At 69.2% G+C, this 26860-nt stretch carries 28 protein-coding genes, 1 tRNA gene and 1 riboswitch; of the genes, 19 read left to right on the top strand and 10 right to left on the bottom strand.

The window, feature by feature from the left end:
- Positions 1-81: 81 nt before the first annotated feature.
- The 3 genes from AB0F44_RS28885 to AB0F44_RS28875 are packed head-to-tail and all read right to left on the bottom strand — an operon-like array spanning position 82 to position 2505.
- Positions 82-822, bottom strand: coding sequence for a phosphoglyceromutase (locus AB0F44_RS28885; protein WP_357360629.1), 741 nt, complete (start codon positions 820-822; stop codon positions 82-84).
- On the bottom strand, positions 822-1616 hold the full coding sequence (locus AB0F44_RS28880) for a hypothetical protein (RefSeq protein WP_357360627.1): 795 nt from the start codon (positions 1614-1616) through the stop codon (positions 822-824). The genes AB0F44_RS28885 and AB0F44_RS28880 overlap by 1 nt, the downstream gene beginning before the upstream one ends.
- A 43-nt stretch (positions 1617-1659) precedes the next feature.
- Positions 1660-2505: a UbiA family prenyltransferase gene (locus AB0F44_RS28875; RefSeq protein WP_357360625.1), complete on the bottom strand. Its 846-nt coding sequence runs from the start codon at positions 2503-2505 to the stop codon at positions 1660-1662.
- A 235-nt stretch (positions 2506-2740) separates the two neighbouring features.
- Between AB0F44_RS28875 and AB0F44_RS28870 the strand changes: the two genes are divergently transcribed.
- The gene (locus AB0F44_RS28870; RefSeq protein ID WP_008360791.1) at positions 2741-3226 is read left to right on the top strand and encodes a CarD family transcriptional regulator; all 486 of its coding nucleotides are present in this window, start codon (positions 2741-2743) and stop codon (positions 3224-3226) included.
- Between the two features lie 90 nt (positions 3227-3316).
- Positions 3317-3925 carry a hypothetical protein gene (locus AB0F44_RS28865; RefSeq protein ID WP_357360623.1) on the top strand — a complete coding sequence of 203 codons (609 nt, stop codon included), beginning with the start codon at positions 3317-3319 and terminating at the stop codon, positions 3923-3925.
- Here the strand turns inward: AB0F44_RS28865 and AB0F44_RS28860 are convergent.
- Complete coding sequence (locus AB0F44_RS28860; protein ID WP_357360621.1) at positions 3918-4616, bottom strand: 2-C-methyl-D-erythritol 4-phosphate cytidylyltransferase; 699 nt, start codon at positions 4614-4616, stop codon at positions 3918-3920. The two genes, AB0F44_RS28865 and AB0F44_RS28860, sit on opposite strands and share 8 nt — an antisense overlap.
- Before the next feature lie 169 nt (positions 4617-4785).
- On the opposite strand from AB0F44_RS28860, the gene nirD reads away from it, so the two are divergent.
- From nirD to AB0F44_RS28825, 7 genes are all read left to right on the top strand, one after another.
- Positions 4786-5148 (top strand): nitrite reductase small subunit NirD, encoded by a 363-nt coding sequence (nirD, locus tag AB0F44_RS28855; RefSeq protein ID WP_350715866.1) that lies wholly within the window; start codon positions 4786-4788, stop codon positions 5146-5148.
- Positions 5149-5172: 24 nt separating this feature from the next.
- On the top strand, positions 5173-5655 hold the full coding sequence (gene ispF / locus AB0F44_RS28850; protein WP_357360619.1) for a 2-C-methyl-D-erythritol 2,4-cyclodiphosphate synthase: 483 nt from the start codon (positions 5173-5175) through the stop codon (positions 5653-5655).
- 30 nt (positions 5656-5685) lie between these two features.
- On the top strand, positions 5686-7110 hold the full coding sequence (gene cysS, locus AB0F44_RS28845) for a cysteine--tRNA ligase (protein WP_357360617.1): 1425 nt from the start codon (positions 5686-5688) through the stop codon (positions 7108-7110).
- Complete coding sequence (gene rlmB / locus AB0F44_RS28840; protein WP_357360615.1) at positions 7110-8063, top strand: 23S rRNA (guanosine(2251)-2'-O)-methyltransferase RlmB; 954 nt, start codon at positions 7110-7112, stop codon at positions 8061-8063. The genes cysS and rlmB overlap by 1 nt, the downstream gene beginning before the upstream one ends.
- A 50-nt stretch (positions 8064-8113) precedes the next feature.
- Positions 8114-9631: a metallophosphoesterase gene (locus AB0F44_RS28835; protein WP_357360613.1), complete on the top strand. Its 1518-nt coding sequence runs from the start codon at positions 8114-8116 to the stop codon at positions 9629-9631.
- A gap of 67 nt (positions 9632-9698) precedes the next feature.
- A tRNA-Thr gene (locus tag AB0F44_RS28830) sits at positions 9699-9774 on the top strand.
- A 191-nt stretch (positions 9775-9965) separates the two neighbouring features.
- The gene (locus AB0F44_RS28825) at positions 9966-10214 is read left to right on the top strand and encodes an HNH endonuclease (protein ID WP_355224453.1); all 249 of its coding nucleotides are present in this window, start codon (positions 9966-9968) and stop codon (positions 10212-10214) included.
- Here the strand turns inward: AB0F44_RS28825 and pdxY are convergent, their stop codons facing one another.
- From pdxY to AB0F44_RS28805, 4 genes are read right to left on the bottom strand one after another with little or no spacing between them, the layout of a single operon-like run.
- Complete coding sequence (gene pdxY / locus AB0F44_RS28820; protein WP_357360611.1) at positions 10215-11063, bottom strand: pyridoxal kinase PdxY; 849 nt, start codon at positions 11061-11063, stop codon at positions 10215-10217.
- A 23-nt stretch (positions 11064-11086) separates the two neighbouring features.
- Entirely contained in the window at positions 11087-11704 is a 618-nt protein-coding gene (locus tag AB0F44_RS28815; protein ID WP_350660869.1) for a rhomboid family intramembrane serine protease, read from the bottom strand.
- Positions 11705-11718: 14 nt separating this feature from the next.
- A complete protein-coding gene (locus AB0F44_RS28810) occupies positions 11719-12270 on the bottom strand; it encodes a hypothetical protein (RefSeq protein WP_357360609.1) in 552 nt (183 codons plus the stop codon).
- Positions 12271-12326: 56 nt separating this feature from the next.
- On the bottom strand, positions 12327-13016 hold the full coding sequence (locus AB0F44_RS28805; protein ID WP_357360607.1) for a uracil-DNA glycosylase: 690 nt from the start codon (positions 13014-13016) through the stop codon (positions 12327-12329).
- Between the two features lie 157 nt (positions 13017-13173).
- Between AB0F44_RS28805 and AB0F44_RS28800 the strand changes: the two genes are divergently transcribed.
- Both AB0F44_RS28800 and AB0F44_RS28795 read left to right on the top strand, forming a co-directional pair.
- Positions 13174-14166, top strand: coding sequence for an LLM class F420-dependent oxidoreductase (locus tag AB0F44_RS28800; RefSeq protein WP_357360605.1), 993 nt, complete (start codon positions 13174-13176; stop codon positions 14164-14166).
- 64 nt (positions 14167-14230) lie between these two features.
- Entirely contained in the window at positions 14231-15781 is a 1551-nt protein-coding gene (locus tag AB0F44_RS28795; RefSeq protein ID WP_357360603.1) for an FMN-binding glutamate synthase family protein, read from the top strand.
- 114 nt (positions 15782-15895) lie between these two features.
- On the opposite strand, the gene AB0F44_RS28790 is transcribed toward AB0F44_RS28795, so the two are convergent.
- Both AB0F44_RS28790 and AB0F44_RS28785 read right to left on the bottom strand, forming a co-directional pair.
- Complete coding sequence (locus AB0F44_RS28790) at positions 15896-16918, bottom strand: Gfo/Idh/MocA family oxidoreductase (protein WP_357360601.1); 1023 nt, start codon at positions 16916-16918, stop codon at positions 15896-15898.
- A 27-nt stretch (positions 16919-16945) separates the two neighbouring features.
- Positions 16946-18388: a trehalose-6-phosphate synthase gene (locus tag AB0F44_RS28785; RefSeq protein WP_357360631.1), complete on the bottom strand. Its 1443-nt coding sequence runs from the start codon at positions 18386-18388 to the stop codon at positions 16946-16948.
- A 157-nt stretch (positions 18389-18545) separates the two neighbouring features.
- On the opposite strand from AB0F44_RS28785, the gene AB0F44_RS28780 reads away from it, so the two are divergent.
- From AB0F44_RS28780 to AB0F44_RS28745, 8 genes are all read left to right on the top strand, one after another.
- Complete coding sequence (locus AB0F44_RS28780; protein ID WP_091046051.1) at positions 18546-18842, top strand: DUF3263 domain-containing protein; 297 nt, start codon at positions 18546-18548, stop codon at positions 18840-18842.
- Positions 18843-19361 (top strand): LytR C-terminal domain-containing protein, encoded by a 519-nt coding sequence (locus tag AB0F44_RS28775; RefSeq protein ID WP_357360599.1) that lies wholly within the window; start codon positions 18843-18845, stop codon positions 19359-19361.
- Positions 19362-19453: 92 nt separating this feature from the next.
- Complete coding sequence (gene otsB, locus AB0F44_RS28770) at positions 19454-20305, top strand: trehalose-phosphatase (RefSeq protein WP_357360597.1); 852 nt, start codon at positions 19454-19456, stop codon at positions 20303-20305.
- An 84-nt stretch (positions 20306-20389) separates the two neighbouring features.
- Entirely contained in the window at positions 20390-22729 is a 2340-nt protein-coding gene (gene lon / locus AB0F44_RS28765; protein ID WP_357360596.1) for an endopeptidase La, read from the top strand.
- A gap of 68 nt (positions 22730-22797) precedes the next feature.
- Positions 22798-23349 carry an isochorismatase family protein gene (locus AB0F44_RS28760; protein ID WP_357360595.1) on the top strand — a complete coding sequence of 184 codons (552 nt, stop codon included), beginning with the start codon at positions 22798-22800 and terminating at the stop codon, positions 23347-23349.
- On the top strand, positions 23346-24257 hold the full coding sequence (locus AB0F44_RS28755) for a DJ-1/PfpI family protein (RefSeq protein ID WP_357360594.1): 912 nt from the start codon (positions 23346-23348) through the stop codon (positions 24255-24257). Before AB0F44_RS28760 ends, AB0F44_RS28755 begins: the two co-directional genes overlap by 4 nt.
- Before the next feature lie 87 nt (positions 24258-24344).
- A riboswitch (SAM riboswitch) is annotated at positions 24345-24485 on the top strand.
- An 11-nt stretch (positions 24486-24496) separates the two neighbouring features.
- Positions 24497-25768, top strand: a complete 1272-nt coding sequence (gene thrC / locus AB0F44_RS28750) for a threonine synthase (protein ID WP_357360593.1) — start codon at positions 24497-24499, stop codon at positions 25766-25768.
- Positions 25769-25809: 41 nt separating this feature from the next.
- The gene (locus tag AB0F44_RS28745) at positions 25810-26730 is read left to right on the top strand and encodes an SGNH/GDSL hydrolase family protein (protein WP_357360592.1); all 921 of its coding nucleotides are present in this window, start codon (positions 25810-25812) and stop codon (positions 26728-26730) included.
- Positions 26731-26860 lie beyond the last annotated feature (130 nt).

Raw genomic sequence — 26860 nt, 5'->3', positions numbered from 1 at the left:
TCACTCGTGTGCAATACCCACAACCAAAAACCCCGCCGAGTCGGCTCGTCAAGACGAGCCGACTCGGCGGGATTGTTGTTGCTACTGCTTGCCTTGGTTGGCGACTGCCTCAGCGGCGGCGGCAGCGGCCTCGGGGTCGAGGTAGGTGCCGCCGGCGACGACCGGCTTCAACGACTCGTCGAGCTCGTAGACCAGCGGCTGGCCCGTGGGGATGTTGAGCTTCGCGATCTCGGCCTCGGAGATGTTGTCGAGGTGCTTGACCAGCGCGCGCAGGCTGTTGCCGTGGGCGGTGACCAGGACCGTCTTGCCGGTCTTCAGGTCGGGCACGATCGCCGAGTCCCAGTAGGGGAGCATCCGGGCGACGACGTCCTTGAGGCACTCGGTCGCGGGCACGTCGATGTCGGCGTAGCGCGGGTCACCGGCCTGGGAGTACTCCGAGTCGGCCTCGATCGGCGGCGGCGGTACGTCGTAGGAACGACGCCACAGCTGGAACTGCTCCTCGCCGAACTTCTTCAGCGTCTCGGACTTGTTCTTGCCCTGGAGCGCGCCGTAGTGGCGCTCGTTGAGGCGCCAGTCGCGCCGCACCGGGATCCAGTGGCGCTCGGCGGTGTCGAGAGCGATGTTGGCGGTGTTGATCGCCCGGCGCAGCAGACTCGTGTGGACCAGGTCGGGAAGGATCCCGGCCTTGCTGAGCAGCCTCCCGCCGTTGACCGCCTCGGCCCGGCCCTTGTCGGTGAGGTCGACGTCGACCCAGCCGGTGGAGAGGTTGAGCGCGTTCCACTCGCTCTCGCCGTGACGCAGAAGGACGAGCTTGTAGGTCATCAGTGAGCTTCCTCGGCACCCGGCAGGGCGGCCGGGGGGAACTCGCAGGAGTAGGGGTCCTCGGAGATGGTGCCCGCGGACTCGTCGTGCGCCTCACCCTCGCCCTCGGTGGCGTGCTCGGTCTCGGTGCCCGCCTCGGTCTCGGTGGCGTGCTCGCCCTCGGCAGGCTCGTCGGCCGGCAGGGTCGAAGCCTCCTCGGTGCCCTCGGCGGCAGCGCTCTCGGACGCCTCGGCCTCGGCGTTCTTGCCCTTCTTCGCGGGCTTCGCGGTCTCGTCGACGGCGGCGACGACCTCGGCGTACGGACCGCACTGGGTGACGACCGGGACGGAGATGGTCCGCTCCTCGCCCTCGGAGAAGGTGAAGGTCATCGGGATGCTGTCGCCCGGCTTGAAGTCGCCGGTGACCGCGATGCCACCGTTGGCCGGGTCGGCCAGGTTGATGATGCCGGACTTCGGCAGCTCGATCGGGGTGAACGACTCGGGGGTGACCGTCTCCTCGGCCTCGGTCGCCGTGGCGATCGAGGTGACCGACGGCAGCGCCTTGCCGGCGACCGCCGGGTTGATCGCCGGGTCGAGCGAGAAGGTGCCGACCAGGACGCCGGAGCCTTCCTGCGCGGTCACGATGCGAGCGGCGTTGATCCGGATGGCACCGTCGAGAGTCGACCCGCCGTGGGTGATCTCGTTGGGCCGGTCGGTCGCGTAGTCGAAGCTGCTGCAGGCGGTGAGCGCCGGAAGGGCGAGAGCCACGAGTGCGCCCGTCACTGCGAGCCGCTTCTGCATAACCTTGGTCGTCACGCGCGACACTCTATCCGCCCGATCTGGCGATATCCGAAAAGGGTCAGGCACGCAGCCCGACGACGCTCGCGGCGTACAGCATCCCGCCGATCACCGCGGCGATGTAGACCAGCGTGACGAGGAGGAGCTTGCCGGCGCCGAGCTTCAGTCCGGCCTTGAGTGGCAGGTACGTCCACTTGTCCTCGTTGTCGGCGACCAGGCCCCACAGCGCGGTCAGGAAGTGCACGCCGACACCGAGCGCCGCGGCGAGCACGACCATCACCCAGTGAGGCGGTCCACCCGAGGACTCACCGGCCCAGCCGGCGTACGAGAGGTATCCGGGGTAGCAGGCGAACGCGGCCGCCCACAGGACCCAGGAGAAGAGACCCTTGCGCAGCAGTACGTTGGCGAGCATCCCGATCACCAGCGAGCCCAGGTAGAACAGCCCCGCGACGGTGCCCGAGGTGACCGAGAGCGGAATGACGAGCAGTACGCCGCAGCACAGCGCGAACCAGACGCCGCCGGGTTCGAGGCGTCCGTCCGAGATCGGCTTGCCCTCGCGCTCGTGACGACGGTCGACGACCTGGTCGACGAGGTCGTTGTGCCAGCCGAGGACGGCCTGGCCGACGAGCACGGTGACTGCGATCAGCGCCACCTCGCGTGTCGTCAGCCCGGCGAGGACTGCCGCCACCGAGAGGCCGATGGCGGTCAGCACCGCCTGACGGGGGTGGGCGGAGCGGATGAGGAGGAACGGGGCCCAGTTGCCCACCTTGTCCATGACGCTTGCTCGGCCCGCCGGGGCATCAGGAACGGCCGACGCGCTGGCCTGCGTCTCTTCCGGGTCCTGATCCTGGGCGTGCGACGACACGGTGAAGATGGTCTTGGGGGCGCTCTGCGATGCATTCGCCATGGCGGCAGTATCGGGCACTCGGCCGACCCGCGCAGGACAACAGGCTGGCTACGACGAGATTTCGGAGTCGTTTCGAAATCAGCCATGCTGCCACTATCGGTGGGCCTGCGCGCGCGGAACCACACAACTTGTCAATCTGTCAACCCCAGATTGAGCCCCTGACCTGCGCAAACACGGAATCCGAATTCTAAGATCCGTGGTAGACTTATAGCCCTAGGAAGGGGTACCTAAAAATATGACTTTCACCGTCGGCGAGACCGTCGTATACCCGAACCATGGCGCGGCCGTCATCGAAGACATCGAGATGCGCACCATCAAGGGCGAGGAGCGGCAGTATCTGGTCCTCCGCATCATCGCTCAGCAGGACCTCGTGGTGCGTGTTCCGGCCAACAATCTCGAGCTCGTCGGAGTTCGGGACGTCGTAGACAAGGACGGGCTTGATCGAGTCTTCGAGGTGCTTCGTGCGGAGCACGTCGAAGAGCCGACCAACTGGTCGCGTCGTTACAAGGCAAACCTGGAGAAGCTGCACAGCGGCGACGTCATGAAGGTCGCAGAGGTCGTGCGTGACCTGTGGCGTCGTGAGCGTGACCGTGGCCTCTCTGCCGGGGAGAAGCGCATGCTCGCCAAGGCACGCCAGATCCTCGTCTCGGAGCTCGCGCTGTGCGAGCACACCAACGAAGACAAGGCTGAAGTCCTCCTCGACGAGGTGCTGGCCAGCTGACGCTGGTTTCGGTCTGCGTTACAGGCTCCGGGGAAACCCGGGGCCTGTTTCGCGTTTTCAGGGGCTCGGCGCGGCCGATACGGTGGCCCCATGGAGGACCCCTACGCCGACTACGACGAGATCGACGAGACCGCCGAGGTTCCACCGGCTCTCGGGTTCGTTGCCGAGGACGATCGAGGCTCGCTGCCCTTCACGTTGATCCACGGTGAGGCGCTGGTCGCCGCCGCCACGTGGTCCCTCGGAGAGTCCGGCGTGACCCCCGTCGACTTCACCACCTCGTGGGAGGGGATGGTCGCGGCCGAGGAGCCGCTGGTCCTGCACGACTCCTTGTGCCCGATGACTCCGCCGGCCTTCATCGCCCACTGTGTCTCGACCGCGGTCGCGCGCGAGGCGGTCGTGGTCGGCGTACGCCCGGTCACGGACACGGTCAAGAACCTCGCCATCGAGGACGGGGTCCCGGTCCTCGGCGCGACCATCGACCGCACCTCGCTGGTCTCGGTCGCCTCACCGATCGTGCTGCCTCCGGCCGTCGTCGCCGCCCTGGACGACTGGCCCGCCGGCGACTTCGCCGAGATCGCGGGCGCGCTGGCCCGCCGGTTCCCGGTCGTCTCGCTCGAGGCGCCGCCGGTCGGCCGCCGCGTCGCCTCCGAGGATGACGTACGCCTGCTCGAAGCGCTCTCGGCCAGCGCCGTCAGTTGAGCAGAGTTCTGACCGCACCGAGGTCGTCGGCGAAGGTCACCTTCAGGTTCAGCGGTGTGCTGGGCACCGCGACGATGCGTACGCCCGAGGCGTAGCGCTCCAGGGTGGCGCCGGTGTCGGTGCCGTCGAAGCCGTCGGCCGCGGCCTGGGCATAGGCGGCCAACAGGTCGGCCGCCCGGAACGCCTGCGGTGTCTGTACGCCGACGAGAGCACCTTCCACCGGCTGCAGGTCGCGCGTCGAGAGGTGGCTGAGCGGGGCGGCGGGGATGGCGCCACCGTGCTTGCGAGCGACGCCGATGACCACGGAGAAGAGCTCGGGCGACACCAGCGGCCGGGCGGTGTCGTGGATCGCGACCACGTCGATGCCGCCCTCGACGGCCTCGATGTCGGCGCGGAGCACGGCCAGCGCCGCCTGCTCGGAGGCGTGGCGGGTGTCGCCGCCGGCGACCATCACGACTTCACGATCGCCGAGCAGGGGCTGGGCGACGGCCGCGACCGCCTCCTCGTCGCCGCTGCGTACGACCAGGACGAGACGCTGCACGTCGGGCACCGCCAGAGCGGTCTGGAGCGAGAGGCCGAGGGCTGAGGAGGCCGGATCGTCGGACCCGTCGAGCGGGAGCAGCACCTTGTTGGTGGCTGCTCCGACGCGGGTGCCGGATCCGGCGGCCAGGAGGACGAGAGCGGCGGGCACCCCTGGAGGCTATCCGTTCGGCGGCGAAGACGGCCGGTGGGCTGGGCGCTGGTGTTTACGTACGCGTAACAGAGCGAAACAGGAGGTGTCCCTCACGCGTCCTACGGTTCAAATCCACCGAAGGGAGGACCCGACGAATGTGGACGAAGCGGCTCGGGCCGGCGACGTCATGAGTGCGCATGCCCAGCGGGACGACCAGGGTGACTGGCAGTCCGTCTGCCCGGTCGACGCGCTCGAGGTGAAGCGCGGCGCCACGGCACTGGTCCACGGGCAGGCCATCGCGATCTTCCGGATGCCCGACGACGTCGTCTACGCCCTGGGAAATCACGATCCGTTCGCCAAGGCGTCGGTGATCGCCAAGGGCATCGTCGGAGTGCGCGACGGGGTGCCGTTCGTGGCCTCGCCAGCTCACCGGCACGGGTTCGACCTGCGTACGGGACAGTGTCTGGACGACCCGCACGTGACCATCCCCGCTTACGAGGTCCGGGTCGTCGACGGGCTCATCCACGTCGGCCACCGGAAGGCTGCCTGAGCCCTGTCTGGGAGACTGCGGAGCGTGCAGCTTCCTCTGACCGGCATCGGGACCGACGTACACAGCCTTGCCGACGGTGTCCCGATGCATGTGGCCGGCCTCGCCTTCCCCGACGAGAAGCAGGGTCTCGCCGGGCACTCCGACGGGGACGTGGCGGCCCACGCCTGCTGCGACGCGCTCTTCTCCGCCGCGGGACTCGGCGACCTCGGGTCCAACTTCGGCACCTCCGAGCCCGAGTGGGCCGGGGCCGCCGGAGTCGTCCTGCTTGCCGAGGCCGCGCGCCGGGTCCGCGAGGCCGGTTTCGAGATCGGGAACGTCGCGGTGCAGGTGATCGGCAACCGGCCCAAGATCGGTCCCCGGCGCGACGAGGCCAACAAGGCGCTCACCGCGGCAGCCGGAGCCAGCGTCACTGTGACCGCCACGACCACCGACGGTCTCGGGCTCACCGGGCGCGGGGAAGGTGTTGCCGCGATCGCAAGCGCGCTCATCGTGCGTCGCGATAGGTAGGGAACACGCGTACGTCCCTAGACTTGAGGTATGGCACTCAGGCTCTACGACTCGGCGACCCGTGAAGTACGTGACTTCACCCCCTTGCAGCCCGGCAAGGCGTCGCTCTATGTCTGTGGTCTGACCGTGCAGAGCGAGCCGCATGTCGGACACGTGCGGAGCGGGGTGAACTTCGACGTGCTGCAGCGTTGGCTGCGGGCGTCGGGGTACGAGACCACCTTCATCCGCAACGTGACCGACATCGACGACAAGATCCTGGCGAAGTCGGCCGAGCAGGGGCGTCCTTGGTACAACCTCGGCTACGCCATGCATCGCGAGCTCGACGCCGCCTACGCCTCGCTCAACGTCGCTCGGCCGACCTACGAGCCGCTGGCCACCGGTCACATCCCCGAGATCATCGCGCTGATCGAGGAGCTGATCGCGAAGGGGCACGCCTACGCTGCCGAGGACGGCTCGGCCGACGTCTACTTCGACGTGCGCTCCTGGCCCACCTACGGCGAGCTGTCGGGGCAGAAGGTCGACGACATGGAGGCCGCTGCCGACGCCGACCCGCGGGGCAAGCGCGACCCGCGTGACTTCGCGCTGTGGAAGGGACGGAAGGTCTCCGAGCCGGAGACCGCCTCGTGGCCTTCGCCCTGGGGTCTGGGACGGCCCGGGTGGCACATCGAGTGCTCGGCGATGGCCGGGAAGTACCTCGGCCCCGCCTTCGACTTCCACGGCGGTGGCCTAGACCTGCGCTTCCCGCACCACGAGAACGAGCAGGCGCAGTCGCGCGCTGCCGGCCGGCCCTTCGCGAGCTACTGGCTCCACAACGCCTGGATCACGACGTCCGGCGAGAAGATGGCGAAGTCGCTGGGCAACGCGCTGGTCGTCCCCGAGGTCCTGAAGAAGGTACGCGGCATCGAGCTGCGCTACTACCTGGTCGCGGCGCACTACCGGTCCCACGTCGAGTTCTCCTTCGAGGCGCTCGAGGAGGCCGCCGCTGGCTTCCAGCGGATCGAAGGCTTCCTGGAGCGCGCGGCGTCGGTGATCGGAGCCAACTCGATGGAGGCCAGCCTGGCCGACGGCACACCCTGCGCCGACTTCGTCAACGCGATGGACGACGACCTCGGCACCCCGGCGGCCGTTGCCGCCCTGCACGAGGTCGTCCGCGAGGGCAACAAGCTGCTCGCCGACGGCGACAGCCCGGCGCTGCGCGGGGTCGCCGCGAGCGTACGCGCGATGCTGGACATCCTCGGTCTGGACCCCGCCGACCCGGCGTGGGGTCCGGCCAGCGGTGATGACGAGAAGCTGACCGGCGCGCTCGACGTACTTGTTCGCGGGGTCCTGGACGAGCGCGCCGAGGCGCGCGCCGCCAAGGACTGGGCCCGCGCGGATGCCATGCGAGACCGGCTCAAGGATGCCGGGATCGAGATCGAGGACACCCCTGAGGGTCCGAAATGGAGCGTTAACTGATGGCAGGCAACTCCCAGCGTCGCGGAGCGATCGCGAAGGGACGCAAGAAGGGTGCCCAGGTCGGCACCGGCGGCAACCGCCGCAAGGGCCTCGAGGGCAAGGGTCCGACGCCGAAGGCGAAGGACAGGCCCTACCACAAGGCCCACAAGGCGGCCCAGGCTTCGGAGCAGCGCAACAAGGGTCCGCGCAAGCGGGCCGCCGGCGACGCCGAGTGGATCATCGGACGCAACTCCGTGGTCGAGGCACTGCGCGAGGACGTACCGGTCAACGGGCTCTACGTCGCCGAGGGCGCCGAGCGGGACGGGCGGCTGCGCGAGGCGTTCATGCTCGCTTCCGAGAAGGGCATCTCGCTGCTCGAGGTGACCAAGGTCGAGCTCGATCGGCTGACCGGCTTCAACGGCCACCAGGGGCTCGCGGCGCGGATCCCCGCCTATGAGTACGCCCACGCCGACGACCTGCTCGATCGCGCGGCCGAGGCCAAGGAGCCGGCACTCATCGTCGCGCTCGACCAGATCACCGACCCGCGCAACCTGGGCGCCATCGTGCGCTCGGCGGCGGCCTTCGGCGCCCATGGCGTGGTTATCCCGGAGCGGCGTGCGGCCGGGATCACCGCCGCCGCCTGGAAGACGAGCGCCGGTGCCGCGTCGCGGATCCCGGTCGCGCAGACCGTCAACCTGACCCGGCAGCTGAAGGCCTACCAGGACGCCGGTTGCATGGTCGTCGGGCTGGACATGGAGGGTGACATCACCCTGCCCGAGCTGGGCGCTCCCGACGGACTCGCCGACGGTCCGCTGGTGATCGTCGTCGGTGCCGAGGGCGGCGGGCTCTCCCGCCTGGTCCAGGAGACCTGCGACCAGATAGTGTCGATTCCGATGGCCAACTCCGTAGAGTCCCTCAATGCCGGCGTCGCTGCGTCGGTCGTGCTCTACACGGTCGCGGAGGCGCGCAGCTGATCTCTCGCCGCACTCTGTTTCGGGGCCTCGCCTTCTGGGCGGGGCTCGGAGTGCTGTGGCTCGTGCTCGCCGTGGCGCTGAGCGCGTGGCTCTTCCTGTCCAGCGAACGCCAGGTGGTCCTGGCCGGACACGACTCGGTCCTGCGTCCGACGCTGTCGGGGAAGGCGGTCATCCACACCGGACCGGTGCTGCCCGACGTACGTCTGGACGTCGGTGGCCCGATCGGCGTCGACGTCACCCTCGGCAAGACCGAGCTGCGGTCGATGGACGAGCTCTTCGAGCGCTACGCGGTCCTCGGGTCGGCCCCCGACGGCCAGCGCGCGGTCGTGGTGGAGCAGGTCGAGTCGATGCTTGTCGCGGCCGTGCTCCGCGGCGCTGCGATCTCCTTGGCCATCGTCGCCGGGGGAGTCGTGCTGTGGTGGCTGCCCGGCTCCCAACGCCGCGCTGACCTGCGCAGACGCGTCAAGGAATCGGCCCGCACGCGGCACGGCCTCACCACCGCCGGCATCGGCGTGGTCACGGTGGCGGTGCTCGCGGCCGCGGTCTGGCAGCCCTGGGGCGAGGCCGGAGCGCCCGCGGCGGACAAGGAGGCCGGACCGGTCGCCGGCGACTGGACCCCGCTGGCCGACTTCCTCGGCACGGCGATCCCCGTGCCCGAGGAGCTGGCCGACGTGGAGGTCCGTGGCGACGCCTACGCCAACCAGACCCGCCGCCTCGTGGCGAGTGCCGTCGACACCTACAACTCCAGCCGCACCTTCTACGAGAAGGTCGTGGCGAAGGTGCCGGACCTGGCGCTGCGCGAGCCGGGCGAGGACGAGACCGTGTCGGTCCTCGTCTCCGACCGCCACGACAACGTCGGCATGGACTCCGTGGTGCGCGCGATCGCCGACGAGGGCGGCGCGACCGGCATCCTCGACGCCGGCGACGACACCTCGACCGGATCAGACTGGGAGACCTTCTCCCTCGACTCGCTCACCGACGCCAGCGACGGCCTGGACAAGTGGGCGATCACCGGCAACCACGACCACGGCCCGACGGTCGGCAACTACTTGGCCAAGAACGGCTGGACCGTGCTCGACGGCGAGGTCGTCGACGGCCCCGGCGGCTCTACGCTCCTGGGCGTCCCCGACCCGCGCACCAGCGGCCTCGGCAACTGGATCGACGAGAAGGGCGTCACCCTCGAGGAGGCCGGCGAGAAGCTGGCCGACCTCGCGTGTGCCTCGAAGGAGGACGGCAAGCCCGTCGCGACCCTCCTCGTCCACGACCCCTCGCTCGGGCGCGAGACCCTGCGACGGGGCTGCGCGACCCTCGTCGTCGGCGGCCACCGCCACGTGCACCTCGGGCCGAGCGAGGTGATCGGCGAGAACGGTGAGATCGGCTGGACCTACACCAACGGCACCACGGGCGGCGCCGCGTACGCCTTCGCGATGGGGAAGATCCGCCGCACCGCCGAGGTCACCCTGATCACCTACGCCGACGGCCTCCCCGTCGGTGTCCAGTCCGTCGAGCTGGAGACCAACGGCGCCCTCACCGCCCACGAGTACGTCCCGCTCGATCCCGCGCGCTAGCCGCGTCGGATACGCACATCGGGCGGTGACTGGCTACGATTGTCCGGCCGGCGTTCCTCGCCGGCGTGCCGGTGTAGCTGAGTTGGTACAGCAGGGTCCTTGTAAGACCAAGATCGCAGGTTCGAGTCCTGTCACCGGCTCCACGAAGTTGTCGGTGGTCACATTTAGTGTCACCGCCATGAGAGTTTGCGTGGGGTGTGGCGCGCCCCTTGTGAAGCGCCACCAGCTCAGGTTCTGTAGCAACGCGTGTCAGCGGGCGATGGAACGTCGCGAGAAGATCGAGCGATGGTTGAAGACCGGTGAAGCCACACTCAGCGGGAGTAGGCGCCATTACGTGAAGCTCCACCTGATGGAGGATCAGGTGGGGCTGTGTGCGATATGCGCGTGCCCAGCCACGTGGAATGACATCGAGCTGACCTTTGTGTTGGACCACATCGACGGGGACGCCACCAACAACAGACGCGAGAACCTGAGACTGGTCTGTCCGAACTGCGACAGCCAGCTGCCGACATACAAGGCCAAGAACCGGGGAAGCGGCAGGGCCTGGCGGCGGCAGCGTTACGCCGACGGCAAGTCCTACTGATCAGCGGAGCTGAGTGACCTCGTACGTCGTCGGCGGGTCGGCGATGTCGTCCTGGGAGGCGACGAGCTCGAGCTCGCGGCGGCCGGACTTCAGGGTGCGGTCGAGGATGGCGAAGAGGGTGTTCGCGGTGCGGCCGAGGGCGGCCGGGGTCGAGCCGGTCGAGAGCAGGTGGGAGAGGTAGACCGCTGCGGTGACGTCGCCGCCACCGTTGGGGGAGATCGGGAGCAGGGGAGTGGTGACCGACCAGGCGCCCTCGTCGGAGACGGCGACCAGGTCGAGGTGGGTCGGATCCTTGGTGATCACCGAGGTCACGAGCACGTTGGACGGGCCGGACTCACGGACGATGTCGACGGCGGCGAGCACCTCCTGCAGCGTGTCGGTCGACTCGAGGCCGGCGAGGAAGTTGAGCTCGAAGTGGTTGGGCGTGATCACGTCGGCGGCCGGGACGACCTCGTCGCGCATGAACTCCGGGATGCCCTCGCGGACGAACATGCCTCGCCCGACGTCGCCCATCACCGGGTCGCAGCAGTAGAGGGCCCGCGGGTTGAGCGCCTTCACGCGGCGTACGGAATCCAGGATGATCGCGCCGACGGCCGGGTCGCCCTGGTAACCGGACAGGACCGCGGAGACGGTGGAGAGACCGTCGCGCTCGGAGATCCCCTCGATGACCTCGGCGACCTGGTCGGCGGCCACGACCGGTCCACGCCAATCGCCGTAGCCGGTGTGGTTGGAGAAGTTGACCGTGAGCACCGGCCAGACCTCGTGACCGAGGCGCTGGATCGGGAAGACTGCTGCCGAGTTGCCGACGTAGCCGAAGGCCACGTGCGACTGGATGGAGAGGATCTGCATGGAACCAGTCTCCAACAGCTGGTTCAGGCGGCCTTCTTCTGGGGCTTGGTCTGGGCCTGCTTCTTGGGCGGGTCGTTGAGCAGCCAGGCCGCCAGCGCGCCACCGATCGCGCCGAAGAGATGGCCCTGCCAGGAGACGCCGGTCTGCCCGGGGAGTACGCCGAGGAGCAGGCTGCCGTAGGCCAGGAAGATGAGCACGCCGATGACGATCTGACTGACGCGGTGGCTGAACAGGCCGCGCATGATCAGGTAGACGAGCCAGCCGAAGATCAGCATCGAGGTGCCGGCGGTGATGCTGCCCGGAGGCGACATCAGCCAGACGCCGACGCCTCCGACGACCCAGATGATGAGCGTCGCCACGATCCCGCGACCGACGCCCGAGACGAGCACCAGGAAGCCGAGGATGAGCGCGGGCACGGTGTTGCCGTAGAGGTGGGCCCAGCCGAAGTGGAGCACCGGGGCGAACACGATGCCCAGCAGGCCGGCGTCGGTGCGCGGCTGGATGCCGAGGGTGTCGAGCTGGTGCCCGCTGACGTAGTCAGTGGCCTCGAGCACCCACAGCAGGGCGACGAAGCCGAGCGACCAAATGCCGGCCCGAAGCCAGTTGGCGCGTTGGGGCCGCGTGGGGGAGTCCTGGCTCACGCTTGAAATCTTACCTACCGTTCCACAGCGGCGAGTCTTTGCTCGAGACTCTCATAGAGGTAGGGGACGGCGGCCGGGTGCGGACCGGTCTCGTAGAGCTCGGTGGCGAGACCCCGTGGCGACTCCCCGGCGTGGTCGGCTGCCCAGGTCCCGCCGCCCTCGGTGATCCGCCCGCCGTCGAGGGGGAGCACCGCGTCGGCGGCCAGCGCCACCCAGCGTCCGCCACCGCCCTCGAGCCAGGCCACCGGCACGGCGTACGCCTCGCCCTCGGTCATGTCGGCGTCGAGGTTGATGCCGCGGCCGATCGGGTGGGCTCCCTGGCGGCTCCACAGGACGGTCGTGACCTCGAGCCGGTCCTCAGCGGCGGTGCCCAGGACCAGGTGGTCGGAGAAGGTCGCCCAGTCGCGTACGTCGGTCGCGGGGAACTCCGGAGGACCGGCCCGGTCCAGGAGGGCTCGTCCGCCGAGCACGGCGGCCCAGGCCGCCATCAGGACGACGACGATGGTGCCGGCGATCTTGAGCCGCCGTGACACCGACAGCGTCGGTCCGGTCGCTTTCTCGCCCACGTGACCCCCGTTCACCGCGCCGATGGGCCGATGGGGCGATCCTAATCCGACAGTGCTCAATCAGGCAGAGACCAGTCGACCGGGGAACTGCCCTGCTCGACCAGAAGGTCGTTGGCGCGGGAGAACGGCTTGGACCCGAAGAACCCCCGGCGCGCGGAGAGCGGCGAGGGGTGGACGGACTTGATCGCGGGCACGCCGTTGAGCCTCGGCTCGAGGTTCTGTGCGTGTCGGCCCCACAGGATCGCGACCAGCGGCCCGCCGCGGCGGCCGAGCACGTCGATCGCGCGGCCGGTGACCTCCTCCCAGCCCTTCTTCGAGTGTGAGGCAGGAGCGCCCGGCCGCACCGTCAGCGAGGTGTTGAGCAGCATCACCCCACGGTCGGCCCAGGTCGACAGGTCGCCGTGCTCGGGCATCTTCAGGTCGAGGTCGGTGGCCAGCTCGGCGTAGATGTTGCGCAGCGACGCCGGCAGAGGACGTACGTCCTTCTCGACCGCGAAGCTGAGCCCGATCGGGTGCCCGATGGTCGGGTAGGGGTCCTGGCCGACGATCAGGACGCGTACGTCCCGCAGCGGGCGCCGGAAGGCGTTGAAAATCCGGTCGCCGTCGGGAAGATAGGGACGCCTGGCCGCCAGCTCGTCACGCAGGAAGCGGCCCATCTGCTCGATCTGCGGCTCGGCCGGCGCCAGCGCCTCGGCCCAGTCGGCAGCCATCAGGCCCTTGTCCACGAGTCCGGCGAGTGCGCTCATGCCGCCACCTCCGTAGGGCAATGCGAAGAGTACGGAAGTGGCGGCCTGAGGCCGATCGTCGCTCGCTGTCGCTCGCTCATAAATCATGAGGGTATCGGCTGGCACCGACGGATAAGTTGTCCGTGGCACCCCAGGTTGGACTCATCAAGGAGTAGACATGAAGTTCGGTTTCTTCGTCCCGCAGGGATGGCGCTTCGACCTCGTCGGGATCGACCCGGCGGACCAGTGGACGACGATGAAGGACCTGGCTCTGCACGCCGATGCCGGGAGCTGGGAGTCGATCTGGGTCTACGACCACTTCCACACCACCCCGGAGCCGTCCGACCAGGCGACCCACGAGGCTTGGTCTCTGATGGCCGGTCTGGGCGCGGTGACGTCGCGCGTGCGCCTCGGGCAGATGTGCTCGTGCATGTCCTACCGCAACCCGGCCTACCTGGCGAAGGTCGCCGCGACCGCCGACCACATCAGCGGCGGCCGGGTCGAGATGGGCATCGGCGCGGGCTGGTACGAGCACGAGTGGCGGGCCTACGGCTACGGCTTCCCCGAGGCGCGTGACCGTCTCGGGATGCTTCGCGAGGGCGTCCAGATCTTCCAGCAGGCCTGGACCAAGGGCGTCTCGTCGCTGGACGGGAAGTACTACCAGGTCGACGGCGCCATCTGTCAGCCGCTGCCTCTTCAGCAGGGCCGTTCCGGCATCCCGCTGTGGATCGCCGGCGGCGGCGAGAAGGTCACCCTGAAGATCGCCGCTCAGTACGCCGACTACACCAACTTTGCCGGCGACGCCGAGACGTTCCAGGCGAAGTCGGAGATCCTGCGCGGCCACTGCGACAACCTCGGCCGCGACTTCTCCGAGATCACCCGCTCGTCCAACTACAACGTCTTCATCGGCGAGACCGAGAAGGATGTCCAGGACAAGATCGACTGGTACGCCGACCACCTCGCCAAGTCGCTCGGGGATGCCGCTGGGGCAGAGCATGCCCGCCGCAGTGGCGTCCAGGGGCTGGCGGGCACGCCCGAGCAGATCGTGGAGAAGCTGAAGTCGATGGAGGAGCTGGGGATGACGTACGCCATCACATACTTCGGCGACGCCGCCTACGACCGCTCCTCCCTCGAGCTCTTCGAGTCGAAGGTCATTCCCGAGTTCGCCTGAGCGACGCCCGGCGACACCGTCGCGGACGTTTACAACGGGTGACCGCCCGGGTAGGAAGACGTACATGAAGATGACGACCCTCCTCGGGGGAGTGGCGGTTGCCGCGGGCGTGGTCGCCGCGCGCGACCTGACCCAGCGCAAGCACGCGATCCTGCGGAACTTCCCGGTGATCGGGCACGCGCGGTATCTGATGGAGAAGATCGGGCCGGAGCTGCGGCAGTACATCGTCGCCGACAACGACGAGGAGCGGCCCTTCAGCCGTGACCAGCGGCGCTGGGTCTACGCCTCGGCCAAGGAGCAGAACAACTACTTCGGCTTCGGCACCGACAACGACATCGAGCACGTCCAGGGCCACATCCACATCAAGCACCGTACGTTCGCCGACTCGCTGCCCGACGACCACGACCGGGCCGCCAAGCTCCCGTCGGCGAAGGTGCTCGGAGGTCCGCGCGGGCGCGCGAAGGCGTTCCGGCCGGAGTCGGTCGTCAACATCTCGGCGATGTCGTTCGGGTCGCTGTCCGGGCCGGCGATCAAGGCGCTCAACCTGGGCGCACGCCGGGCCGGGGCGATGCACAACACCGGTGAAGGCGGCATCTCGCCCTACCACCTGGAAGGTGGTGCGGATCTGGTGATGCAGATCGGCACCGCTTACTTCGGGTGCCGGAACGCCGACGGCACCTTCTCGATCGACCGGCTCAAGGAGCGGGTGGCCACCGCGCCGGTCAAGGCGATCGAGATCAAGCTCTCCCAGGGCGCCAAGCCCGGCCTCGGTGGACTGCTGCCGGCGGCCAAGGTGACGCCGGAGATCGCCGAGATCCGCGGCATCGAGGTCGGCAAGGACTGCGTGTCGCCGTCGCGCCACTCCGCCTTCCACGACGTCGACTCGATGCTCGACTTCGTCGAGATGATCGCCGCCGAGACCGGGCTGCCGGTCGGCATCAAGTCGGCGGTCGGTGAGATGGAGTTCTGGCAGGAGCTCGCCGGCAAGATGCGGTCGGGCGAGCGGGGCGTCGACTTCATCACCGTCGACGGCGGCGAGGGTGGCACCGGCGCCGCGCCGCTGATCTTCTCCGACGCGGTCGCGATGCCCTACCGGATCGGCTTCTCGCGGGTCTACGGCACCTTCGCCGAGCTCGGCCTGACCGACTCGGTCACCTTCATCGGTTCGGCCAAGGTCGGCCTGCCGGAGAACGCCGCCGTCGCCTTCGCGCTCGGTGCCGACATGGTCAACGTCGGTCGCGAGGCGATGATGTCGATCGGCTGCATCCAGGCCCAGAAATGCCACGACGACACCTGTCCGACCGGCGTCGCGACGCAGAGCAAGTGGCTCTCCGGCGGCCTCGACCCGCAGGACAAGGGCGATCGCTGCGCCAGCTACCTCAGGACCCTGCGCCGGGAGCTGACGAAGGTCTCCGCCGCCGTCGGCGTCGCTCACCCCGGCCTGATCACGCCCCACGACATCGAGGTCATGAACGGCGACTACGAGTCACGCACTCTCGCCGGTGTCTACGGCTACAAGGACCACTGGGGCGCCCTCGGCCCCGAGGTGGCCGGCGAGCTCCTCGCGGTCGTGCAGCCGCACCGTACGTTCAACGAGAAGCCGAACACCGCCTGAGAGCCGAGACGTCAGGTACGTCGGCCGAGACGTCACTCGCGTCGGTCGAGTCGGCACCTGGGTGCCAACTCGACCGACGCAGCTGACGTCTCGGCCTGCGGGGGTGACGTCTCGTCAGGACTCGGTGGCGTAGCGGGCGCCGATGGACTCGCGGATCATGTCCATCTGGCGCATCAGGCTGAGCGTCTGGCTGTGGGGCACGAGCGGGGACTCCAGGAGGCCTTCGCGCAGGCAGCGCTGCACCTCGGCGATCTCGTTGCCGTACGCAGCGCCGATGACGGGCTCGTCGCCGACGATCTCGACGGGCTCGTCACCGTTGGCGGGCGTGAAGACCGCCGAGGACGGGTGGTGGAAGTCGGTCAGCTCGATGCGGCCCTGGTCGGTGGCGATGGCCGCCGAGCGCGAAGAGTAGGAGGTGACCGAGGAGACCATGGTGGAGAGCTCGTTGCCGGCGTACTTCCCGGTCATCACCAGGTCGAGGTCGAAGGTGCCGCCGTCGGCACCCTCCCCGAGGTTGGCCTGAGCGGTCAGCGCGCGGGCCTCGCCGAAGAGCAGGTGGGCGAAGGTGAGCGGGTAGATGCCCATGTCGAGCAGCGCGCTGGCGCCGAGCGCGGGGTCGAGGAGGCGCTGGTGCTGCTCGGGGTCGGCGACGAAGCCGAGCTCGGCGTGTACGTGACGGGGGACCCCGAAGCGGCCCGACTTCACGTCGGTGACGAGGCGCCGGATGATCGGGTTGGTCGCCATCCACATGGCTTCCATGAGGAAGAGCTTCTTGGAGGCGGCCAGGTCGACCATCTTCTGCGAGTCGGCGGCGTTGAGCGTCAGCGCCTTCTCGCACAGCACGTGCTTGCCGGCCTCGAGCATCAAGGTGGCGTGCTCGAGGTGGTGGGAGTGGGGGGAGGCGACATAGACGACGTCGACGTCCTCGTCGGCGGCCAGCTCCTCATAGGAGCCGTGCGCGCGGACCGGGCCGCTGGCGGCGTACTCCTTCGCGAACGTCTCCGCGGACTCCTTGCTCCGCGAGCCGACGGCCACGAGTCGGCCGTCGGGGACGAGCATCAGATCGGTGGCTAGGGAGTGGGCGATCCGGCCGGTGCCGAGAATTCCCCACCTGATCGGGTCAGAGTTGGTGGTCACGCGACGACTCTAGCCACCTGGCGGGCCCTAGTGGGCGTTGGGCGGAAGCACGTTCTTGGTGTGGCTGCCCTGCACCGCGGCGAGCTCCTCGAGGAAGGAGTCGGCCCAGTAACGTACGTCCTTGGAGGCGACCTGCTTGCGCATCGCCCGCATCCGGCGGGTGAGCTCCTTCGGCTCGGCCTTGTAGGCCTCGAGCAGCGCGGCCTTCATCCCGTTGATGTCGTAGGGGTTCACGAGCCAGGCCTGGCGCAGCTCCTCGGCCGCGCCGGCGAACTCGGAGAGCACGAGGGCGCCGTCGTCCTCGTAGCGGCAGGCGACGTACTCCTTCGCGACCAGGTTCATGCCGTCGCGGTAGGGGGTGACGACCATGATGTCGGCGGCGCGGTAGAGCGCGGCCATCTCCGCACGGGGAAGCGAGGTATGGAGGTAGGAGATCGCGGGACGGCCGATGCGGCCGAGGTCGCCGTTGAGGCGGCCGACGAGGCGGTCGATGTCGTCGCGCAGCTTGCGGTACTGCTCGACGCGCTCCCGCGAGGGCACCGCCACCTGGACGAAGATCGCGTCCTCGACGTCGAGCTCGGTGTCGCGGAGCATCTCGCCGTAGGCGCGCAGCCTGGCGTAGATGCCCTTGGTGTAGTCGAGCCGGTCGACGCCGAGCAGGATCTTCTTCGGGTCGCCGAGCTGCTGGCGGATCTCCTTGGCGCGCTGGTTGACGCCCTCGTCGTGGGCCATCTCGTCGAAGCCGATGAAGTCGATCGAGATCGGGAAGGCTGCCGCGTGCACGGTGCGTCCGTCGGGGAGATAGACCAGGTCGCGGTGGGTCTTGTGGCCCACGCGCTGGCGCACCAGTCGGACGAAGTTCTGCGCCGCTTGGGGGAGCTGGAAGCCGACCAGGTCGGCCCCGAGGAGGCCCTCGAGGAGCTGGCGGCGCCACGGGACCTGCTGGAAGAGCTCGGCCGGCGGGAACGGGATGTGCAGGTAGAAGCCGATGCGCAGGTCGGGGCGGAGCTCGCGCAGCATCTGCGGGACCAGCTGGAGCTGGTAGTCCTGCACCCAGACGGTCGCGCCCTTCGCGGCGACCTCGGCGCACTTCTCGGCGAACCTCTGGTTGACGCGCTGGTAGCCGTCCCACCACTCGCGGTGGAACTCCGGCTTGGCCACGACGTCGTGGTAGAGCGGCCACAGGGTGCCGTTGGAGAAACCCTCGTAGTGCTCCTCGATGTCCTCGGCGGTCATCGTCATCGGCAGCAGGTGGAGCCCGTCGTCCTCGAACGGCTCGAGGTCCTCGTCGATGCCCCCGGGCCAGCCGATCCAGACGCCGTCGTTGGCCCGCAGGACCGGCTCGAGGGCGCTGACCAGGCCTCCTGGGGAGCGTCGCCACGCCTTCGTTCCGTCCGGCATCTCCACACGATCTACGGGGAGCCGATTGGCCACGATTACCAGGTCAGCCTGCACATCTCCGACTGTAATGGACCGGAGCCAGGTTCGGCGCCGAGTCGTTCCACACGTGACTTCCGGCCCCCTGGCCCGAATACCTGTCGAGTAACACGCCGAGAGGGTGAACCACAGCCGTGTAGTTCGGCGCGTTAGGGTGTGGTCAGATGCAGACGACACCGGGGGACGAGGAATGAGCGCTGTCAACGTGCAGGTCACAGGCCCAGGCGAGGACCCCGCGAGCCTCAGCGAGCGAGACAAGCAGATCCTCGACTTCGAGCGGCAGTGGTGGAAGTACGCCGGGGCCAAGGAGGCCGCCGTCCGCGAGGCGTTCAACATGTCCGCCACCCGTTACTACCAGGTGCTCAACGCCCTCATCGACAAGCCGGAGGCCCTCGAGGCCGACCCCCTGCTGGTACGCCGCCTGCGGCGGCTCCGCGCGGCCCGGCAGCGTCAGCGTTCGGCGAGACGGCTCGGCTTCGAGGTCTGAATGACCGGCTGCGTACGTCCTTCGAAGGGTGAGCGTGGCGTCGCGCTCCCCACACCCGTCATCGCGCTGAGCGTGGTGGCCGTGGTCGCCGCGGTGATCATCTTCTGGATCACCGGTGGCGACGGAGACGGAGGCAAGGAGATCGCTCAGGCCGGTGGCAGTCCCTCGGCCTCGCCGTCGGCCTCACCGAAGGCGGCCAAGGCCGAGGAGAAGAAGCCGCCGAAGGCCGAGCCTTCGCCCGTCGACCGCGCCAAGGTCAGCGTCGAGGTCTACAACCAGTCGAACATCGCCGGCCTGGCCGGCGACGTCGCGGCGAAGGCGACCACGGTCGGCTGGAACGTCGTCGGCGAGGACAACTGGATGGGTTCCGTCCCGGAGAGCACCGTCTACTACCCGCCCGAGATGAAGCGGGAGGGCCAGCAGCTCGCCGATGACCTCGGCATCAAACGCACCCATCTGCTGGTCGAGGGCTCGATGAAGGGCGACCGGCTGACGGTGGTTCTGACCGGGGCTCTCTGAGGCTTTCCGGCCGTTCTCGACGGTGTGTGATCTGCCACACGGCGACGCCCTCCCGGTCGGCTCCGAGGTGGTTGCCGTGTCACAGTTGAGGCATGGCCGAACCCCAGCCTGATGGCACCTCAGGAGAGCAGAAATACGCCGCGATCGCGGCCGCTGCCGCCGAAACCCTCGTCGGTCTCGACTTCGACGGCACGCTCTCCCCGATCGTCGAGGACCCGACTGCGGCTCGGATCCATCCGGACGCGGCCTCGGTCCTGATCGAGCTCGCTTCCCACGTCAAGGCGCTGGCCATCGTCACCGGCCGACCGGCCGGACAGGTCGTCGAGCTCGGCGGGCTGGCCGCGATCGCCGACGCGCTCGGGGAGCTGGGCAAGGAGCTGTACGTCTTCGGGCAGTACGGCAACGAGCGCTGGAGCGGCGCCGACCGGGTCGTCGTCGGCCCGCCGCCGCCCGAGGGGCTGGCAGCTTTCGAGGCGGCGCTGCCGGAGGTGCTCGCCGCCCACGGGGCGCAGGACGCCTACATCGAGGAGAAGGGGCTCGCCGTCGGTGTGCACACCCGCCGGTTCCCCGATCCCGACGGTCTCGCCGCGCGCCTGCTCCCGCCGCTGACCGAGCTGGCCGGCGAGCACGGGCTCGTGATCGAGCCGGGCAAGCAGGTCATCGAGGTGCGTGCCCCCGGCATGCACAAGGGTCACGCGATCGACACGCTGATCTCGGAGGTCTCGCCCGGCGCGATCCTGTTCGGCGGTGACGACCTGGGTGACATCGAGGCGTTCGAGGCCGTGAGGGCCTGGGGGAAGACCACCGGGTCGGCGACGCTGCTCGTCTACTCCCACGCCGGGCCTGACCGGGGTCCGCTTGCGGACCTTGCCGATCTCGAGGTGCAGGGGCCGGACGGTGTGCTGGAGCTTCTGCGTGGGCTGACTGACGACAGCGTCCGCTGACAGCGAACACACTAACCGGAGGGAACATCCGGTTGCTCCCAGAAGTTGAGCCAGTATCACTCAACTCTTCTAGGAGGGTCCGCAATGGACAAGCTTCCTGTGCTGTTCGTCTCGGATGCCGTGGTCCTGCCGGGGATGGTCGTGCCCATCGAGCTCGACGAGGCCGCGCAGGCTGCGATCGACGCCGCCCGAGCAGGCTCGGAGAGCCGGCTGCTGGTCGCGCCGCGGCTCGGGGACCGGTATGCGACGTACGGCGCTGTCGCCACGATCGAGCGCGTCGGCCGGTTCCGGGGCGGTGAGCCCGCGGCGGTGCTGCGGGCCGTCGGCCGCGCGAAGATCGGCTCCGGCGTGACCGGACCCGGTGCTGCGCTGTGGGTCGAGGTCGAGCCCGCCACCGAGACCACGACGGAGCACGCGAAGGAGCTGGCCGAGGAGTACAAGCGGCTGGTCGTCGCGGTGCTCCAGCGTCGCGAGGCGTGGCCGGTCATCGACCAGGTCAACCGGCTCACCGAGCCGTCGGAGATCGCCGACACCGCCGGCTACGCGCCCTATCTCGACGACGACGCCAAGCGTGAGCTGCTGGAGACGCCGGACGTCACCGAGCGTCTCGAGAAGGTGATCGCCTGGGCGAAGGAGTACATCGCGGAGTCCGAGGTCAGCGACAAGATCGCCGAGGACGTACGCGAGGGTATGGAGAAGACGCAGCGGGAGTTCCTGCTGCGCCAGCAGCTCGCCGCGATCCGCAAGGAGCTCGGCGAGGGCGAGCCCGAGGGGTCCGACGACTACCGGGCACGGGTCGAGGCCGCCGACCTCCCCGAGGCCGTACGTGAGGCCGCGCTGCGCGAGGTCGACAAGCTCGAGCGTGGTTCCGAGCAGAATCCCGAGACCGCCTGGATCCGCACCTGGCTGGACACGGTGCTGGAGCTGCCGTGGTCGGTCCGGACCGAGGACTCGACCGACGTGGTCGCGGCTCGCGAGGTGCTCGACGCCGACCACCACGGCCTCGACGAGGTCAAGGACCGGATCGTGGAGTACCTGGCGGTGCGGACCCGACGTGCCGAGCGTGGCCTGCAGGTCATCGGCGGCCGTGGGTCCGGTGCCGTGGTGCTGCTCGCCGGCCCGCCGGGAGTCGGCAAGACCTCGCTCGGTGAGTCGGTCGCGCGCTCGCTCGGACGGAAGTTCGTTCGGGTCGCGCTGGGTGGTGTCCGCGACGAGGCCGAGATCCGCGGTCACCGGCGCACCTATGTCGGCGCGCTGCCGGGCCGGATCGTGCGGGCCATCAAGGAGGCCGGCTCGATGAACCCGGTCGTGCTCCTCGACGAGGTCGACAAGGTCGGCTCGGACTATCGGGGTGACCCTGCGGCCGCGCTGCTGGAGGTGCTCGACCCGGCGCAGAACCACACCTTCCGCGACCACTACCTCGAGCTCGACCTGGACCTCTCCGACGTCCTGTTCATCGCCACCGCCAACGTGGTCGACCAGATCCCGTCGGCGCTGCTGGACCGCATGGAGCTTGTCACGATCGACGGCTACACCGAGGACGACAAGGTCGCCATCGCCCGCGACTTCCTGCTGCCCCGGCAGCTCGAGCGGGCCGCGGTGACCTCGGAGGAGGCCACGGTCACCGACGACGCCCTGCGTGAGCTGGCCGCGAACTACACCCGCGAGGCGGGCGTACGCCAGCTCGAGCGGCTCCTCGCCAAGGCGCTGCGCAAGGCGGCGACGCGGCTGGCGACCGGGGCGGAGCACGTCGAGATCGGCCTGGACAACCTCAAGGACCTGGTCGGACGGCCCCGGTTCACGCCGGAGTCGGCGGAGCGTACCTCTGTCCCGGGGGTCGCCACCGGACTTGCCGTCACCGGGCTGGGCGGGGACGTGCTCTTCATCGAGGCGTCCGCGGCCGACGGCTCTGCCGGATCTTCGGGGCACGGTCTCAACATCACCGGCCAGCTCGGCGAGGTGATGAAGGAGTCCGCGCAGATCGCGCTCTCGTTCGTCCGCTCGCACGCGGCCGAGCTGGGCGTCGACCCAGCGGTGCTCGACCGCTCGCTCCACGTCCACGTGCCTGCGGGCGCGGTCCCCAAGGACGGCCCGAGCGCCGGCATCACGATGGTCACCGCGCTCACCTCTCTCGCGACCGGTCGCCCGGTACGCAGCGAGGTCGGCATGACCGGTGAGGTCTCCCTCTCCGGCCGGGTGCTGCCCATCGGCGGCCTCAAGCAGAAGCTGCTCGCCGCCCAGCGAGCCGGTCTGACCGAGGTCTTCGTACCCCAGCGCAACGAGCCCGACCTGGACGAGGTGCCCGACGACGTGAAGCAGGCCCTGAAGATCAACCTGGTGAGCGATGTCAGGGATGTCGTACGCGGCGCCCTCGCGCCCGCCGAGGGAGAGGCCACCGCACAGAGCACGGTTGCCGCTGCCTGACCGGATCGTTCCGGATGCTGCCCGCTTGATGCCTCGTGCGTCGAGCGGGCAGCTCGCACACTGGGGGTATGAGCAATCGAGCCCTTCTCGTCATCGACATCCAGGAGTCCTTCCGGCAGCGGGAGTCCTGGCAGCAGACCCTCCACCCCGACATCGCCGAGCGCGCCGACCGGCTGGTGAGCCTCGCTCGCGCCGCGGGCGACCTGGTGGTCTGGGTGCTCCACACCGAGCCCGACAGTGGCGGCGTCTTCGACCCGGAGTCGGGTCACGTGCGCTATCTCGACGGGCTCAGCGGCCCGGAGCCGGACGACGTCGAGGTGCGCAAGACCGCCCACAACGCGTTCACCACGACCAACCTGCAGCAGGTCCTGACCGAGCGCGGGGTCACCGAGCTCGTGGTGTGCGGGATCCGCGCCGAGCAGTGCGTAGAGACCACTGCGCGAGTCGGCTCGGACCTCGGCTACCGGATCACCTACGTCGCCGACGCGGTCACCACCGAGCCGCTGGGCGGGTTGTCGGCTGAGGAGGTCGTGGAGCGTACGAAGCTCGTGCTCAGCGGCCGGTTCGCCGAGATCGCGACGATCGCCGATCTGGAGGCTGTGGCAGCATCTGCGGCATGAGCGCCGTCGTGTTCGTGCTGCTGCCCGGCGTACATCTGCTCGACCTCGCCGGGCCGGCACAGGCGTTCCACACGGCGCGCAGCCTGGGACATCCCTACGACCTCGTGTACGTCGCGGGCGCCGAGCCGGGGGAGGTGCTCTCCGCGCAGGGTCTGCCGCTGGCCGTCACCGGGGAGTGGCCCGATCTCGACCCCGGTGACCTGCTCGTCGTGCCGGGCTGGCGGGCGGCGTACGACCTCGTCGCCGGCCCCCGGCTCAGCCGCGAGACGGCAGAGCGGCTGCGTGTCCATCATGCGGCCGGGGGCGAGGTGGCCAGCGTCTGCGCCGGCGCCGATGCCCTCGGCCAGGCGGGCCTCCTTGACGGGCGTCTCTGCACCACCCATCACGATCTCCAAGATGCGCTGTCCAGGCGCTACCCGAAAGCCCGGGTGGTGCGCGACGTGCTCTTCACCAGTGATGACCGGATCGTGACGTCGGCAGGTATCGCCAGCGGCATCGACCTGAGCCTGCACCTTCTCGCTGTGCGCCACGGACCGGCGTTGGCGGCTCGTGTCGCCCGCGACATGGTCGTCTACGCGCGGCGCAACGGCGACCAGCCGCAGGAGAGCGTCCTGCTGCGCCACCGGAACCATCTCGACGACACCGTCCACCATGTGCAGGACGTCATCGACGCCCGGTTTGCCGAGCCGCTTCCGCTCTCCGCTCTGGCGGACGGTGCGGGGGTGAGCGAACGCACCCTGACCCGCGCCTTCGTAGGTGCGACCGGCCTCACCCCGCTCCGCTACCAACAGGCTCTTCGTCGCGAGCGGGCCGACCATCTGCTGGCCGCGGGCACCACGATGGAGTCGGCTGCTCGAGCCGTCGGTTTCGACGACGCCCGGATGCTGCGCCGCCTCCGCGCTCGCTGAACCCCGATTGTCCAGATGGTGGACGCCTGGTCCGCGGAGTGGAACCCGGGTGTGTTTGGCAGCGGATACCTGCCGTACGATCGCTAATGCTCATCGAGAGGGACTGAGGGAACGGCCCAGTGAAGTCCCGGCAACCGACCACGAGCCTCCTCCCGGCCATCGGGTAGGGCGTGGGACAAGGTGCTAATTCCGGCCCGGCGCGAGAGACGTGATCGGGGAAGATGAGGAGGAGGTTTCTCATGAGCGCTGCGACCACGGAGACGAAGGGCCTGCGCGAGGGCGCGTTCGGCAACGCCTCGGCGCTGTCGTGCCGAGAGTGTGGGCACCAGATCGAGCTCGGACCGCATTACGCCTGTCCGGAGTGTTTCGGGCCACTCGAGGTGGCCTATGACTTCCCGGCCGTGACCCGCGAGGAGATCGAGGCCGGACCCCGCAACATCTGGCGCTACAAGGCGCTGCTGCCGGTGCCCGACGACATCGAGCAGAGCCCCAACACCGAGCCCGGCTTCACCCGGCTCCTGGAGGCGAAGAACCTCGCCCGCGAGCTCGGCATCGAGAAGATCTGGGTGAAGGACGACTCGACCAACCCGACCAACTCCTTCAAGGACCGCGTGGTCGCCTGTGCTCTGAGCGCCGCCCGCGAGCTCGACGCCAAGGTCTTCGCCTGCCCGAGCACCGGCAACCTGGCCAACGCGGTGGCGGCGGCTGGAGCGCGGGCCGGGATTCCCACCGCGGTCTTCATCCCCAGCAACCTCGAGCAGCCCAAGCAGGTCAACTCCGCCGTCTTCACCGACAACCTGATCGCCGTCGACGGCAACTACGACGACGTCAACAAGCTGGCTCAGGAGATCGCCGCGGAGGAGGAGGGCTGGGCGTTCGTGAACGTCAACGTACGTCCCTTCTACGCCGAGGGCTCCAAGACGCTCGGCTTCGAGATCGCCGAGCAGCTCGGCTGGCGTCTGCCCGACCAGATCGTCATCCCGGTGGCCTCCGGGTCCCAGCTGACCAAGGTAGACAAGGCCTTCAAGGAGCTGATCAAGCTCGGTCTGGTCGAGGAGAAGCCCTACCGGATCTTCGGCGCCCAGGCCACCGGCTGCAACCCGGTCGCGACCGCGTTCAAGGCCGGCGTCGACGCCATCCGCCCGGTCAAGCCGGACACGATCGCCAAGTCGCTGGCCATCGGCAACCCGGCCGATGGCATCTACGTCCTCGACGCCACCCGCTCCTCCGGTGGTGCCGTCGAGGAGGTCACCGACGACGAGATCCGCGCCGCGATCGTGCTCCTGGCCCGCACCGAGGGCATCTTCACCGAGACCGCCGGCGGCACCACGCTCGCGGTCACCAAGAAGCTCGTCGACAACGGTCTGCTCGACCCGAGCCTCGAGACGGTGATCATCAACACCGGGCACGGTCTCAAGACGCTCGACGCGGTCAGCGGCATCGTCGGCCCCCGCGCCACCATCGCCCCCAACTACGACGCTTTCGAGGAAGCCGGGCTCTCCCAGGCGTAGGTTAATTTTGCGTTCACATCCGTGGGGTACACCTAAGGAATGTGAACACCACGAAGACGAGTGAAGAGGCCAAGTGGCTCGGCATGGTCGCCGCCACCGCCGGGGTCGCCGGTGCAGTCGGTGTGGTGGGGGCGGCGGCCGGTGCCGGATTCGTGACGCTGCTGAAGAGACAGGCGGCGCACGCGCGCGACGTGATCGGCAAGCCCCTCGGTGAGGAGGCGATCGACGCCGACAAGGTCTACAAGAAGACCTATGGAGGTACGCCGGTCGAGCTCCTCATCCTCGGCGACTCGATCGCCGCCGGGCTGGGCGCGGAGACCAGGAGCGGCACCCTCGGCGCCCGGCTGGCCAAGGGCACGGCCAAGGCTCTGCTGAGGCCGGTGCGGCTGCGTACGGCTGCCGTGGTCGGGGCCGAGACGTCGATGGTCCCGGCGCAGCTCGAGTCGCTGCCGGAGGGCTACCGGCCCGATGTCGCGGTGGTCATCGTCGGTGGCAACGACGTAACCCACCGGGTGCCGCAGAAGGACTCGACCCGGGTGCTCGGCGAGGTCATCGACGCGCTGCGCGAGCGTGGTGCCGAGGTCGTCGTGGGGACCTGCCCGGACGTGGGCGCGGTGCGCCCCCTGCCGCAGCCGCTGCGCTCGCTCGGGCGCAGGATCGCCAAGCAGCTGGCCGAGGGGCAGCGGGAGACCGCACTGGCCCGCGGCGCCCATGTCGTCTCGCTCTCCGAGGTCGTCGGCCCGTTCTTCATCACGAACCCCGACGAGATGTTCGCCATCGACCACTTCCACCCCAGCGCCATGGGCTACAAGCGCACCGCCAAGGCGATGCTGCCCTCCGTACTCGCTGCCCTCGGTCAGGTCCAGCAGGTCCCGTTCGGACACCACCTGCCCGAGCTCCCGCCCGAGGCGACCGAGCCGCCGGGCCCTGACACGAATTCCGGCCGAGTCGGCTCGTCATAACGCGCCGAGCACGTCGTCGTAGATCGAGATCGCCTGAGCACCCGGGCACGGTAGAGGTCGCGGCCGCCGCCGGTCTCCGGCGAGATCCCGACCTCCTCGGTGTACATCGCGACGCACGCCGGATAGAGGG

The organism is Nocardioides sp. NPDC023903, from assembly GCF_040639295.1.
In the GTDB taxonomy this organism is placed as follows: domain Bacteria; phylum Actinomycetota; class Actinomycetes; order Propionibacteriales; family Nocardioidaceae; genus Nocardioides.
This window is presented reverse-complemented; position numbering and strand designations above follow the sequence as displayed.

Coding starts and splice junctions, on each gene's coding strand:
- AB0F44_RS28885 (WP_357360629.1), bottom strand. CDS start 822: ATGACCTACAAGCTCGTCCTTCTGCGTCACGGCGAGAGCGAGTGGAAC.
- AB0F44_RS28875 (WP_357360625.1), bottom strand. CDS start 2,505: ATGGCGAATGCATCGCAGAGCGCCCCCAAGACCATCTTCACCGTGTCG.
- AB0F44_RS28870 (WP_008360791.1), top strand. CDS start 2,741: ATGACTTTCACCGTCGGCGAGACCGTCGTATACCCGAACCATGGCGCG.
- AB0F44_RS28865 (WP_357360623.1), top strand. CDS start 3,317: ATGGAGGACCCCTACGCCGACTACGACGAGATCGACGAGACCGCCGAG.
- nirD (WP_350715866.1), top strand. CDS start 4,786: ATGAGTGCGCATGCCCAGCGGGACGACCAGGGTGACTGGCAGTCCGTC.
- cysS (WP_357360617.1), top strand. CDS start 5,686: ATGGCACTCAGGCTCTACGACTCGGCGACCCGTGAAGTACGTGACTTC.
- rlmB (WP_357360615.1), top strand. CDS start 7,110: ATGGCAGGCAACTCCCAGCGTCGCGGAGCGATCGCGAAGGGACGCAAG.
- pdxY (WP_357360611.1), bottom strand. CDS start 11,063: ATGCAGATCCTCTCCATCCAGTCGCACGTGGCCTTCGGCTACGTCGGC.
- AB0F44_RS28805 (WP_357360607.1), bottom strand. CDS start 13,016: ATGAGCGCACTCGCCGGACTCGTGGACAAGGGCCTGATGGCTGCCGAC.
- AB0F44_RS28800 (WP_357360605.1), top strand. CDS start 13,174: ATGAAGTTCGGTTTCTTCGTCCCGCAGGGATGGCGCTTCGACCTCGTC.
- AB0F44_RS28795 (WP_357360603.1), top strand. CDS start 14,231: ATGAAGATGACGACCCTCCTCGGGGGAGTGGCGGTTGCCGCGGGCGTG.
- AB0F44_RS28780 (WP_091046051.1), top strand. CDS start 18,546: ATGAGCGCTGTCAACGTGCAGGTCACAGGCCCAGGCGAGGACCCCGCG.
- AB0F44_RS28775 (WP_357360599.1), top strand. CDS start 18,843: ATGACCGGCTGCGTACGTCCTTCGAAGGGTGAGCGTGGCGTCGCGCTC.
- otsB (WP_357360597.1), top strand. CDS start 19,454: ATGGCCGAACCCCAGCCTGATGGCACCTCAGGAGAGCAGAAATACGCC.
- lon (WP_357360596.1), top strand. CDS start 20,390: ATGGACAAGCTTCCTGTGCTGTTCGTCTCGGATGCCGTGGTCCTGCCG.
- AB0F44_RS28760 (WP_357360595.1), top strand. CDS start 22,798: ATGAGCAATCGAGCCCTTCTCGTCATCGACATCCAGGAGTCCTTCCGG.
- AB0F44_RS28755 (WP_357360594.1), top strand. CDS start 23,346: ATGAGCGCCGTCGTGTTCGTGCTGCTGCCCGGCGTACATCTGCTCGAC.
- thrC (WP_357360593.1), top strand. CDS start 24,497: ATGAGCGCTGCGACCACGGAGACGAAGGGCCTGCGCGAGGGCGCGTTC.